The organism is Stenotrophomonas sp. STEN031, assembly GCF_056759975.1.
This window is the reverse complement of the sequence record NZ_JBRREA010000043.1, coordinates 1-12,267: the sequence shown is the minus strand read 5'-3', so window position 1 is coordinate 12,267 and position 12,267 is coordinate 1. Positions and strand designations below refer to the sequence as shown.

Sequence of the window (12,267 nt, the reverse complement as noted above, 5' to 3'; positions counted from 1 at the left end):
GTGCAGTGAAGAAAGCTGCGAAGAAGGTTTCGACGAAGAAGAATATTCCGGCCTGACAGCAAGGGCCCCCCTGAAAATCAGGGCACCGAGGCTTTCCCTTCCCCCGCAAGCGGGGGATGGTGCCCGAAGGGTGGAAGGGGGCGCTTGTGATCCTGCCTGGGCTTTAGCTGCAAACCAGAGCCAGCGCACCCCTCCGCAACACTTCCCTATGCTGCGCACAAGGGAGGGAGGAGTGCACGGCGGCTGCCGCACCGTAGCAATGAAACCCCATCCCTTCTCCCGCTTGCGTGGGAAGGTGCCCGAAGGGCGGATGGGGGGCGCTGTTGATCTTGCTTGGGCTGTCGCATTGAACCAAAGCCAAGGCACCCCTCCGGCCTTCGGCCAAAGAGAGGGAGCACAGCAACACCATCGCTGCGCTTGCTACCCTTTGCCCATCTGAAAACACACGCAACGGAGATCAGCATGCATTACGTGGAAATCATCACCGCACTAGTGGTGCTGCAATACCTGTTCTTCGCCGCGATGGTTGGCCGCGCGCGTGGTCGCTATGGGGTCAAGGCACCGGCCGTCACCGGTCACGATGGCTTCGAGCGCATGTACCGCGTGCAGATGAATACCCTGGAATTGATGGTCGCGCTGATCCCGTCGATGCTGATCGCGGCACGCTTCTGGCCGGCCGAATGGGTGGCGGGCGTGGGGGCGGTGTATCTGGTCGGCCGTTTGATCTACTGGCGTGCCTATGTCGGCAACCCCGCCAGCCGCGGTCTTGGCTTCGGACTGTCCATGCTGCCGGCGCTGGTGCTGCTGTTGATGGCGCTCGCTGGCGCGCTGCTGCGCTGAGCAATCCTGCACCTTTCTTCCTGCTTTTTTGTGGGAGCGGTGTAAACCGCGAAGCTCATGGACTCGCAGCTGCAGTCTGGCCTGCAATTGCATTGCTTGCACGGCCTCAGGCATTGCCAGCTTCGCGGTTTACACCGCTCCCACAAGAACAATGCTGAAACCAAGGGAGCCGTAAGGCTCCCTTGGTCGTTCTCCAACTCAGAAATCCATGCTGAGCTTGGCGTAGGTGTAGCGGCCGGGCAGGTCGTAGGTGCCCGGGTCATAGCCATTGAGCGTGCAGCTCAGGCAAATCGGCGGGTTCTTGTCGAACACGTTGTTGACGCCAACGCTCACCTTCACGCCCTTCATCCACGCATCGGTACGCCAGCTGATCTGTGCGTCGTGATAGGTGGTGGCGCCCAGCCAATGCTGGTCGGCAACGCTGTCGGTACAGATCGCGAAGCCGTTGGCACCGGCACAGCTTTCGCGCAGCCGGTCGATGTAACGCATCGTCCAGTTCACGTTCCAGTTGTGGAAGTCCCAGTTGGTGGTCAGTGTCGAGCTCCATTCCGGGATCGAGCTGTCACTGACTTCGATGCCCGGGCCCTTCGGCTCGGGTTGCCCGGATTCGTTGATCAGCTCGTAACGCGTCACCCAGGTGGCCTTCCAGTCAAAGCCGAGCTGGCCCCAACCGGTTTCCGGCAGCAGCCAGTGGGCGTTGAAGTCCCAGCCGCTGGTGTTGATGGTGCCCAGGTTGGCCAGGATGTCCTCGAAGCGCACGATCTGGCCGCGGTCGTTGCGGGTATAGCTGGCGCAGGCGGTGGCATCACGACTGTCGATGCAACGGTCCATGATGGCCTGCGCATCCGGTGCCTGGATCGCCTTGTCGATGGTGTGGCGGTAGAAGGTCACACCCAGGTCGAGCTTGCTGGCCCAGCTGCTGTCCTCGGCCCAGCTCGGGCTCCACACCGCGCCGGCCATGAACGAACGGCTTTCTTCCGGCTCCAGCTCGCGGTTGCCGGAGGTGACCACCGAGATCTGCGGATTGGCCTGCTCATAGCCCGGCGGCACGCCATCGGCGACGCACTTGGGCGTGGTGGAGGCGGCGTTGTTGCAGGGGTCGACGATGGTCGCGTCGAAGCGGCTCAGGGTGCCGTACAGCTCGCCGATCGACGGTGCGCGGAAGCCCTGCGCGAAGGACATGCGCAGCAGCAGCTCATCGGCCGGCTGCCAGCGCAGGCCGATCTTGCCGGTGCCGGTGCCGCCGAACGTGGAGTAGTCCGAGTAGCGGCCGGCGATGCTCAGGTCCAGGCTCTTGCCCCAGAAGCCTTCCCGCGCCAACGGCACGTCGAACTCGACATAGGCTTCCTTCACCGAGTAGCTGCCGATGGTCACGCCCGACGGTACGCCGTTGTACTCACCGGCCACGGTGATAGGGTCGGGATGGTATTCGCCCTTGTAGCGGCGCCACTCGGCACCGGCGGCGAAGGACAGCGGGCCCGCCCAGATGTCGAACAACTCACCGGTGATGTTGGCCGAGCCCAGTGACAGCGTGTTCTTGCTGCGGTCACGCACGATCGGCGAGATCCAGGCCAGCATCTCGGGGGTAATGGTGCCCGGTCCGCCAAACAGGTTCAGCGGCACGCAGCCGGCAATCGCGGCACAGGCCGCCGGGTCGCCCAGGGCCTGGTTGATGTGCTTGATGTTGTAACTGCCGGTGTTGGTCTGGGTGGCCTTGCTCTCACTCGACATCACGTTGACGTCCCAGTTCCAGGTGCGCTGGTTGACCTCGAATACACCATCCAGCCCGCCGGCGGCATACCAGGTTTTGACGTCCTGCTCGTAGCGGCGCGGACCGCCTTCGACAGGGCGTCGGCCGATCAGGAACAGGTTGGGGTTGGCCCCCATCGTAGTCAGGTCGAAGCCGAACGGGTTGTAGGGATTGTTGGCCGAGATAACCAGTTTGGTCTCGGCCCAATCGTTGTAGACACCGGCATCGGTGCCGAGGAAGAACGGTTCCGGCGCAGCCTGGTTGGCCGATTCGCGCTCGCTGTACAAGCCACGGAACCAGCCGCTGATGTTCGGGGTGAATTCAAAGCGCACCTGGCCGAACACCGACTTGCGCTCGTTCGGGGTCAGCAGCAGGTTGTTGGGGGCGAAGTTGTAGCGGTCTGCGGTGGTGAAGCAGTGGTAGTCATCTGTGCGGGTACAGCCGGTCTGGCTGGGGTCGAATACCGGATTGGTGACGCCACTGTTGGAGGTAATGTTGTAGGTGTTGCCACTGGGGTCGGCGAACACCAGGCGACCCTGCGGGGTGGCCGAGCTGCCGTTGGCCAGACCGGTGCCCGGTACCGGCACCGTGGCCCATTCGTATTCCCGGGAGGAGATTTCCTTCTGCTTGAACCACGAGGCGTCGACAATCCATTGCGCGCGCTCGCTGCTGCCGCCAAAGCTCAGGTCGATGCTGCTGGTATCACCGCCCTTGAGGTTGTAGTCGCCATACTGCACCTCGACATGGCCGCCTTCGGCGCCCTTCTTGGTGATGATGTTGACCACGCCGGCAATCGCGTCGGAACCGTAGATCGAGGAGGCGCCGTCTTCCAGCACTTCGATGCGATCCACGATCGCCAGCGGAATGGTGTTCAAGTCCACCGACGAGCCCACGCCCGAGCCGGAGGATTCATTGACCCAGCGGATGCCGTCCACCAGTACCAGCACGCGCTTGGGTCCGAGGTGACGCAGGTCCACCGTGGCCGCGCCGGCGCCGACACCGCCGCCATCGGGAGGAAAGCCGAAGTTGCCGCTGGAGTTGAGCTTGGTGCTCAATGACGCGCCGCTGGCGGTGAGGTGCTGGACCACGTCGGCGACCGAACTGTAACCGGTACGTTCGATGCTCTCGCGGGTAAGTACCTGCACCGGGACCTGGGTTTCCAGTTCGGCTTTCTTGATGCGGGTACCCGTGACTTGAATGCTGTCCAGGGTCTTGGGGGCGGTGTCGGGGGCCTGTTGCGCGAAGGCCGCGCCGGGCAGCAGACACAATAATGACAAGCGGACAGCGCAGCTGAGGCGGCGCGGGCGTAGCGGTAACAACGTCATCGGAATGCTCCTGGTGATTGCCGGACTACGTGCCCGCCACCATGACGGGCGTAGCCGATTTGTAAGCAATTCGTTAGGCGCAGACAAGCGGAGACGTCTCAACGCGGACCTGAATCCGCGCAATGAAACTGCAGTTACATCAATTCATCGCGATGAATAGCCGCCATCGACCAGATGGTAGCTCCCGGTAATGAACGAGGCTTTGTCCGACAACAGGAAACAGGTCATTGCAGCCACTTCCTCGGCCGTGCCCAATCGTCCGAGCGGGTGCAGTGCGACCAGGCCGGCATGGCTGCGCTCGTCCATGCCCTGCAGCAGCGGTGTATCGATGAAACCCGGGCCCACCGCATTGATCCGCAGCCCGCGCGCGGAGTATTCCAGCGCCGCGCTCTTGGTCATGCCCACCAGCGCGTGTTTTGCTGCCACGTAAGCGGCGGCGCCGGCCCAGCCATTGCTGCCCAGGATCGAGGCCATGTTGACCACGGCACCACCGCCGCTGGCCAGGATCGCGGGGATCTCATACTTCATCGAATAGAACACGCCGTGCAGGTTGACCCCGAGCACGCGGTGCCATTCTTCCAGCGGGTAATCGGCGGTCTGCAGGCTGGCACCGCTGATGCCGGCATTGTTCACCGCCAGGTGCAGGCCGCCGAAGCGTTCGTTGCAGGTGTTGACCATCAGCCGCACCGCATCCGGGTCGCTGACATCCACCTGCAGGGCCTGGACCTGCGGACCCAGTGACATCGCCACCGCGGTGGCGGCATCGCCGTCGATATCGGCGGCCATCACCTGCGCGCCGCGCGCGGCCAGTTGCCGCACCACTGCTTCGCCGATGCCGGAGGCGGCACCGGTAACCAGCGCAATGCGGCCGGCAAAATCGTATTGCATGGAAAGCTTCCACAGCTGCGGTCATTCCGCATGTGATCAGCGTCGCGCTTTTCCCGCGCATACGCATTGCGTGGAATCAATCCAGTGCAGCGGCCGGCCTGCCGCGTGGCTGCGTTGTCGTGCCGGCATGCTGCTCAGGATGGGTGTGCAGCGGCACGAATGCACTCAACTCCGCCGCCCGCATCGGCCGGCCAAAGAAGTAACCCTGCCCATAGATCACCCCCTTGTTGCGGAAGAAGTCGGCCTGCTCCTGGGTCTCGATGCCTTCCACCAGGGTCTGCATGCCCAGGCTGCGTGCCAGTTCGATGATGTGGGTGGCGACCTGGCTGGTGACCGCCTCGGTGCAGGCGGTGGAGGTGAAACTCTTGTCGACCTTGAGGATGTCGAAACGATAGGTGGTCAGGTAGGCGAGGCTGGAATAGCCGGTGCCGAAGTCATCGATGGCGATCTCGATGCCCAATGCATGGATCGCCGCCACCACGTCCTGTGCACTGGCTTCCTCCAGCAGGCCACGTTCGGTGGCTTCGACCACGAAGCGGCCATTGCCGGGACCGATGGCGCGTTGCATGTCGGCCAGCAGCTGGGGAGTGTCCATCGACTGCAGGTCGCGCGGCGACAGGTTCACGCCGAGGCGGAAGCCCGGGTACTGGCGGAAGAAGCCGCTCAGGTCCTTGACCACCAGTTCCAGCACCCGCCGGGTAACCAACTGGATCAGCCCGGCATCCTCGGCAAACGGGATGAAGCGGTCCGGTGGTACCACGGTGCCGTCTTCGTGCTGCCAACGCAGCAATGCCTCGGCACCGATGCAGGTGTCGTCCTGCAGGCAGAACACCGGTTGGTACATCAGGAAGAAGTGCCCCTTGTTGATCGCGCGCAGCAACTCGGCGCGGGTCGACCATTGGCGGCGGATCATCACCAGCGCCATGCCCAGGACCGCCAGCCCGGCGATGATGCCGATCGGAATGAACCAATGGGCAAACTGCGCCATGCGCGCATTGATCGCCGCCAGGGGCGTGGCCACGATTACCCCGGTGCCACCGGGACGCAGCAGCCTGCGCACCACCAGGTAGCCCGACTCGGTATCGGTGAAGTGGCCGTCGTTGTCCTTGTCCATGGTCGCCGTGGTCCAGCGCTGTGGCAGTGCGCCGTGACGCGCGGTGTAACGGCCATCAACGCTGTTGAACAGACCCAGTGAAAGGTCCGGACGGGCGAAGGGTGCGATCAAGCCATCCGGGTAGATCAGCAACGCATAGCCGTCCTTTTCCAGCACCACGTATTCCCGCCCGGGCAAGCCGGGCACCTGCACCTGCGTGTAGACGCGGACCCCGTCGAGCGCGCGCGATGTTTGGGGGCCCAGCACGATCTGCTGCATCAGCAGGCCACCGGAGGAGCAGATCACCTTGCCCTGTTCGAGGTACAGCGTACTTTTGACGATCTGCGAACTGATCCCGAAGCGCTGCATGCGCAGCAGCCCGGCCGGGCTGCAGGGAGCGTCGCCGCTGCTGCGCATTTCCGCGCGCAGGCGTTCGATCACGTCGATGGTGCTGCCGACCTGGCGGCTGATGCTCGCCGAGACGTCATCGAGCAGCACGTATTTTTCGCGGATCGCCTGTTTGCGTGCCTGATGCAGCGAGTACAGCACCGGCACACAGGCAAGTATCGCGGCGGCGAGCAGCAACAATGCAGCGATCTGGTATCGATTCTTCATGGTGGCGCCATCCCCAGGTTGGCTTCTTACGGCGCCACTATGTGATGTACGTCAAGAATTTCCAGTGAGGAAGATTTAGCTATGTGCAGGCGGGTCTTCACGCCGGGCGGAAGGTGTCCCAGGCCATGCGTACGATCAGCACCACCACCAGCACCACAAAAAGCTTGCGGATCAATGGCGTGCCGCCGCGCAGGGCGAGCCGGGTGCCGGTCACCGCACCCAGGATGTTGGCCGCCGCCATTGGCACGGCGAGTGCCAGCAACACGTTTCCGCTGGGCACGAAGAACGACAATGCCGCCACATTGGTTGCCAGATTGACCACTTTGGAGGCGGCCGAGGCGCGCAGGAAGTCCAGCCCGAAAAACCGCACGAACAGGAAGATCAGGAAGCTGCCGGTGCCGGGTCCGAAGAAACCATCGTAGAAGCCGATGACGCCGCCCATTGCCAGCGCGATCAGCAGCTCACGGCGCCCGACCTCGCGCGGCCGGTGCAGCGCACCGAAATCCTTCTTGGCCAGCGTATAGCCCAGCATCACGATCAGCAGGGTCAATACGAGCGGCCGCACCGCCTCCTTGGACAGCAGGGTCACCGCGGTGGCACCCAGGAAGGAGAACGCAAAGGCCGCTGCGGCTGCCAACAGCACCGGCCGCCACGGGAAGCGCACCGCGCGCGCATAGCGCAGCGCCGACGCGCCGGTACCGAACACCGAGCTGAACTTGTTGGTGCCGAGCAAGGCTGCTGGCGTCTGTTGCGGCAGGGCAGTGAACAAACCGGGCAGCTGGATCAGGCCACCGCCGCCGACTGCCGCGTCCACCAGCCCCGCGATGAAGGCGATGACCAGCAACCAGGGCAGTTCGGGTGGGATCAACTCCAGCATGGCAACTCCGGCGCAGGGCGCGACAGCATACGCTCAGTGCAGCGGCGCATCGCTTGGAACGGCGCCGTGTGTGGATGAAAATGGAAGCATGCAGATATCTCCCACGTCTCCCTGCCCCTGCGGCCGGAACCAGACCTATGCCGCCTGCTGTGGCCGCTACCACGCCGGCCAGGCCGCAGCGGATGCCGAGTCGCTGATGCGCTCGCGCTACAGCGCCTATGTGCTCAAGGACATTGCCTACCTGCTCGCCAGCTGGCACCCCGACACCCGCCCAGCCACGCTCTCGCTGGAAGACGCCCCTGGCCAACGCACGCAATGGCTGGGTCTGAGCGTGCAGCGCCATGCAGCAACCGGCGAAGACACCGCCGAGGTCGTGTTCACCGCCCGTTACCGCGTAGGCGGCGGCAGCGCGGTGAAGATGGTCGAACACAGTCGCTTCCAGCGTATCGACGGCCGCTGGTACTACCTGGACGCCGCCGGCTGAAGCACCCGGTGTCCCAGCACCGCGAAGGGAGGGCGGCGGGTTTCGCGTGGTAGAGCCGAGCCACGCTCGGCTGGGCTCTAGCGGTGAAGCCCCTGCCGAGCATGGCTCGGCACTACCGCTCCCTCCCTTGCGCGCAGCGCAGGGGAGGGCTGGGGAGGGGTGCCTTTGGCTCTTCGCAGCCCTCAACCATCCCCAGCTTCGCGGCTCACGCCGCTCCCACAACCAAACAAAACCGGCCGCAACCACATACCCGCAGCGCTTATCATCAAGCTCCAGTGCAAGGAGCGTATGGATGAACCCGATCAACCTGCTGCGTGCAGGCACTACGATGGCAGCGCTGACGCTGGCACTTTCCGCCAACGCCGCAGTCACCGACTTCGGCAGCTGTGGTGCCTCACTCAAGAGCGCCGCCATTGCCCAGGGCATCAGCGGCGAAAAACTTGATCAGGTCTTCAGCAACATCACCCCCGACCTGAGCGTGCTGCCACTGCTCGATGCGCAGCCCGAGTTCACCACCCCGATCTGGGATTACCTGGCCTCGCTGGTCGACAGCCGCCGCGTCAACGATGGCCGCGCGCTGCTCACTCAGCACCGCGCGCTGCTGGACCAGGTCAGCGCCCAGTACGGTGTCGATCCAGCCACCATCGTCGCGGTCTGGGGTGTGGAGAGCGATTACGGTCGCGTGTTCGGCAAGCGCCCACTGCTGCAGTCGCTGGCGACCCTGTCCTGCAACGGTCGCCGCCAGCCTTTCTTCAAAGGCGAACTGCTGGCCCTGCTCAAACTGATCGACAAGGGTGATTTGAATCCCGCCGGCCTGACCGGCTCCTGGGCAGGTGCCTTTGGCCACACCCAGTTCATGCCGTCCACCTATGCCCGCATCGCCGTGGATGGCGATGGCGACGGGCGTCGTGACCTGGTCGCCAGCATTCCCGATGCACTGGCCTCTACTGCCAATTACCTCAAGCAATCCGGTTGGCGCACCGGCCAGCCCTGGGGCGTGGAAGTCCGCATCCCGGCCAATTTCAATGCCGCACTCGCTGGCCGCACCAAGCGCAAACCGCTGGCCGACTGGCGCGCGCTGGGCATCACCCTCGCCGATGGCAAGCCGCTGCAGGTATCGGCCATCGCCGCCGACGGCAATGCCGCCCTGCTGTTGCCCGCCGGTGCCAAGGGCCCGGCCTTGCTGGTGTTCCGCAATTACGACGCGATCTATTCCTACAACGCCGCCGAGAGCTACGCATTGGCGATCGCCACCCTGGCCGACCGCCTGCGCGGCGGCAGCGGTCTGAGTGCGGCCTGGCCCACCGATGACCCCGGCATCGGCCGCGACGAGCGTCGCGAACTGCAGACCCTGCTGCTCGCCCGCGGCCACGATATCGGCAGCGCCGATGGCATGGTCGGTACCGCCACCCGCCGCGCCATCCAGGTCGAACAGCAGCGCCTGGGCTGGAAGGACGCCGACGGCCGCGCCGGCAGTCGCATCCTGCAGGCGCTGCGCAACGCCAAGCCGGCGCAGCCCACCGCATTCCAGCTGCCGCCCAACTACCCGCAACTTGTCCAGTCACCGATCGTACGGAGCAACGTTTCAATGAAGGATGTGCAAGGCCTGAGCACAGGCGACTTCCAGGGTTTCACCGCCTGGAAGGTGGAAACCCCGTTCTCCACCGCGGCCATCAGCGTGTTTGGTGGGCAGTTGCTGTCCTTCGTACCCAACGGTGGCCAGGACGTGATGTGGCTCTCGCCCAGCGCCAAGCAGCCACCCACGCCCATCCGTGGCGGTGCGCCGGTGTGCTGGCCGTACTTCTCGCGGCAGGGGCAGGGCAGTGACGTGCCTGCGCATGGTTTCGTGCGTACCGTCGCATGGGAGCTGCGCGATGCCCGCCGCGAAGCCGATGGCAGCGTGGTGTTGACCCTTGCACCACCGCTGATGGAGAACCTGAGCCTGCGCCTGCAGATGGTGGTGCGCATCGGCCGCACCCTGCAGCAGGAGCTGATCACCGAGAACACCGGCAGCCAGGCGCAGACCTTGACCTTCACCCAGGCCCTGCACAACTACTTCAATGTCAGTGATGCCCTGAAGGTGGATGTCACCGGACTGGACGGGCTCACCTACCTGGATAAGCTCGACAACGGCAATGCCCATGTGCAGAGGGGCGACTGGAACCTGCGTGATCCGCGTGATCCCGGCCGCAGTGATCGCCTCTACACCCAGGCCGGCGGCCATTACGTGCTGCGCGACCCGGGCTTCAAGCGGGCCATCGACATCAGCACCAGTGGCAGCCGCACCGCCGTGGTCTGGAATGCCGGCGAAGCCGGCGCCGCGAAGATGGACGACATCGGCGCAGCGTGGCGCAACTACGTCTGCGTGGAGGCTGCCAACGCCGGCCCGGACGTGATCGAGCTGGCACCCGGCGGACGCCACACCCTCAAGCAGGTGTTCGAAGTGAAGCCGCTCTGAGCCTGGGAGCCCCTCTCCCATCGGGAGAGGGGGTGGGGAGAGGGTAGGCGGAACTCGTTACCGCTTGACTGCGGCGGTGGTGTCGCCCGCTACCAATCAACGCCGCAGCACCAGCAAGGTGATCACGCCGGCCACCAGCCCCCAGAACGCAGAACCAATGCCGGCCATCGACAATCCCGACGCCGTTACCAGGAAAGTGACCAACGCCGGCTCGCGCTCGGCCTCTTCCTTCAGCGCCACGGCCAGGCTGTTGCCGATGGTGCCAAGCAAGGCGATGCCGGCCAGCGTCGCGATCAGCTCCTTCGGGAATGCCGCAAACACCGCCGCCACGGTCGCCCCGAACAAGCCGATCACGATGTAGAACACGCCGGCGCTCACTGCCGCCGTATAACGCCGCGCCGGATCCTCATGCACATCCCGGCCCATGCAGATCGCCGCGGTGATCGCGGCCAGGTTCAAGGCATAGCCGCCGAATGGCGCCAAGGCGGTATTGACCACGCCGATCCAACCGATCACCGGCGATATCGGTGCGTCGTAGCCCGAGGCCTTCAATACCGCCACGCCCGGCACATTCTGCGAGGCCATGGTCACGATGAACAAGGGCAGTGCGATGCCGAACAACGCCGCCCAGGACAGCGTCGGCACGGTGAACACCGGCAGCGCCATCTGCAGCTGCACCTGTTCCATGTGCATCAGCCCCTTGCCGCTGGCGAGCGCCACCCCCACCAGCAGGGTGGCAATCACCGCATAGCGCGGCAACCAGCGTCGCCCCACCAGATAGGTGGCAAACATCAGCAGCACCAGCAATGGCTGGGTGTTCACCGATACAAAGACATCCAGGCCGAAGCGCAGCAGCACCCCGGCCAGCATGCCCGAGGCCAGCGACACCGGAATCCGCCGCATCGCCTTCTCGAACACGCCCGAGAACCCGGCCAGCGTGCCCAGCACGGCGGCCAGTACAAACGCACCGATCGCATCGGACAGCGGCAGCGTGGTCGCCCCGACCACCAGCATCGCCGCACCCGGGGTAGACCAGGCCGTCACCACCGGCATCCGGTAACGCAATGACAGACCAATACAGGTCACGCCCATGCCGATGCCCAGTGCCCACATCCACGACGCAATCTCGGCCTGCCCGGCACCTACGGCCTGCGCGGCCTGGAATACGATCACCGCCGAGCTGGCAAAGCCCACCAGCACGGTAATGAAGCCGGCAACCACGGCAGGCAACGAAAGATCACGAAAGAACGAACGCGGAGCCGGATTGGTCATCTATATGGAGGTGCAACGGATCAACCCGCATTGTGGCCCAGCAAGCCGCTCTACGGTCCCAGTAAAGGTAGACGGAGTAGTAAGCCCCTCTCCCGTTTACGGGAGAGGGGTTGGGGTGAGGGCAGCTCTTCGCCCTGAAGCTGGGCAGCGCCCAACCAGGTGAACCGAGCGTTCCGCACTACCCGCCCAGCAAGGCATCGACCCTTGCTCCAGATCTGGCTACCAGGAAGCAGTGGGGCGGCAAAAGAGCGAAAGCAAGCTCAAGGCACCGCCGCACTTTGCCAACTCTGGCCCCAGTCGCCAATTTGCCGCTCTGCAACAAAAAGTGATTGCGGTTTTCACAAAGATGTCTAGAATCCACCTCCTCGCTTCACGGCGCCGATCACGCAAGTGGCCGGAACCCAACAGCGACGTCAGCAACCTCGAAACAGGGTGTTGACGGAAACAAAAAGCCTGCCATAATAGGCGGCTCGCTTCGACGAAAAGCCCTTCGGGCTCGACCTTGAAGCCGCCGAGTCAACAACCTCTCAAAAAGGTGTTGACGAAGCAGAAAGGCCGGCTATAATGGGCGGCTCGCTACGACGGAAACGTCGCAGCCTACGAAGAAGGCGCTGAGGCCCGATTCGAAGTTCTTTGAAAGTATGCGCAGGTATCTTGTGAGGACG

The 12,267-nt window shown here is 64.2% G+C and carries 8 protein-coding genes; 3 read left to right on the top strand and 5 right to left on the bottom strand.

Annotated features, from left to right (window positions below):
- Positions 1-462: 462 nt before the first annotated feature.
- The gene (locus tag ACVOLQ_RS16620; protein WP_481528697.1) at positions 463-840 is read left to right on the top strand and encodes an MAPEG family protein; all 378 of its coding nucleotides are present in this window, start codon (positions 463-465) and stop codon (positions 838-840) included.
- Positions 841-1,038: 198 nt separating this feature from the next.
- Here ACVOLQ_RS16620 and ACVOLQ_RS16615 read toward each other — a convergent pair whose 3' ends face one another.
- The 4 genes from ACVOLQ_RS16615 to ACVOLQ_RS16600 form a co-directional block, all read right to left on the bottom strand.
- On the bottom strand, positions 1,039-3,915 hold the full coding sequence (locus tag ACVOLQ_RS16615; RefSeq protein ID WP_481528696.1) for a TonB-dependent receptor: 2,877 nt from the start codon (positions 3,913-3,915) through the stop codon (positions 1,039-1,041).
- A gap of 144 nt (positions 3,916-4,059) precedes the next feature.
- Positions 4,060-4,803, bottom strand: coding sequence for an SDR family NAD(P)-dependent oxidoreductase (locus ACVOLQ_RS16610; RefSeq protein ID WP_481528695.1), 744 nt, complete (start codon positions 4,801-4,803; stop codon positions 4,060-4,062).
- Positions 4,804-4,879: 76 nt separating this feature from the next.
- Positions 4,880-6,511 carry an EAL domain-containing protein gene (locus ACVOLQ_RS16605; RefSeq protein ID WP_481528694.1) on the bottom strand — a complete coding sequence of 544 codons (1,632 nt, stop codon included), beginning with the start codon at positions 6,509-6,511 and terminating at the stop codon, positions 4,880-4,882.
- 97 nt (positions 6,512-6,608) lie between these two features.
- On the bottom strand, positions 6,609-7,388 hold the full coding sequence (locus tag ACVOLQ_RS16600; protein WP_481528693.1) for a sulfite exporter TauE/SafE family protein: 780 nt from the start codon (positions 7,386-7,388) through the stop codon (positions 6,609-6,611).
- An 88-nt stretch (positions 7,389-7,476) separates the two neighbouring features.
- Here ACVOLQ_RS16600 and ACVOLQ_RS16595 point away from each other — a divergent pair, with 88 nt between their 5' ends.
- Positions 7,477-7,872 carry a YchJ family metal-binding protein gene (locus ACVOLQ_RS16595; RefSeq protein ID WP_313173698.1) on the top strand — a complete coding sequence of 132 codons (396 nt, stop codon included), beginning with the start codon at positions 7,477-7,479 and terminating at the stop codon, positions 7,870-7,872.
- A 292-nt stretch (positions 7,873-8,164) separates the two neighbouring features.
- Positions 8,165-10,330 (top strand): lytic murein transglycosylase, encoded by a 2,166-nt coding sequence (locus ACVOLQ_RS16590; protein WP_481528692.1) that lies wholly within the window; start codon positions 8,165-8,167, stop codon positions 10,328-10,330.
- A gap of 96 nt (positions 10,331-10,426) precedes the next feature.
- On the opposite strand, the gene ACVOLQ_RS16585 is transcribed toward ACVOLQ_RS16590, so the two are convergent.
- Positions 10,427-11,602, bottom strand: a complete 1,176-nt coding sequence (locus tag ACVOLQ_RS16585) for a benzoate/H(+) symporter BenE family transporter (RefSeq protein WP_481528691.1) — start codon at positions 11,600-11,602, stop codon at positions 10,427-10,429.
- Between the last annotated feature and the right edge of the window lie 665 nt (positions 11,603-12,267).

Excerpts from the sequence above, each read along its gene's own strand:
- ACVOLQ_RS16620 (WP_481528697.1), top strand. The coding sequence starts at position 463 with ATGCATTACGTGGAAATCATCACCGCACTAGTGGTGCTGCAATACCTG.
- ACVOLQ_RS16615 (WP_481528696.1), bottom strand. The coding sequence starts at position 3,915 with ATGACGTTGTTACCGCTACGCCCGCGCCGCCTCAGCTGCGCTGTCCGC.
- ACVOLQ_RS16610 (WP_481528695.1), bottom strand. The coding sequence starts at position 4,803 with ATGCAATACGATTTTGCCGGCCGCATTGCGCTGGTTACCGGTGCCGCC.
- ACVOLQ_RS16605 (WP_481528694.1), bottom strand. The coding sequence starts at position 6,511 with ATGAAGAATCGATACCAGATCGCTGCATTGTTGCTGCTCGCCGCCGCG.
- ACVOLQ_RS16600 (WP_481528693.1), bottom strand. The coding sequence starts at position 7,388 with ATGCTGGAGTTGATCCCACCCGAACTGCCCTGGTTGCTGGTCATCGCC.
- ACVOLQ_RS16595 (WP_313173698.1), top strand. The coding sequence starts at position 7,477 with ATGCAGATATCTCCCACGTCTCCCTGCCCCTGCGGCCGGAACCAGACC.
- ACVOLQ_RS16590 (WP_481528692.1), top strand. The coding sequence starts at position 8,165 with ATGAACCCGATCAACCTGCTGCGTGCAGGCACTACGATGGCAGCGCTG.
- ACVOLQ_RS16585 (WP_481528691.1), bottom strand. The coding sequence starts at position 11,602 with ATGACCAATCCGGCTCCGCGTTCGTTCTTTCGTGATCTTTCGTTGCCT.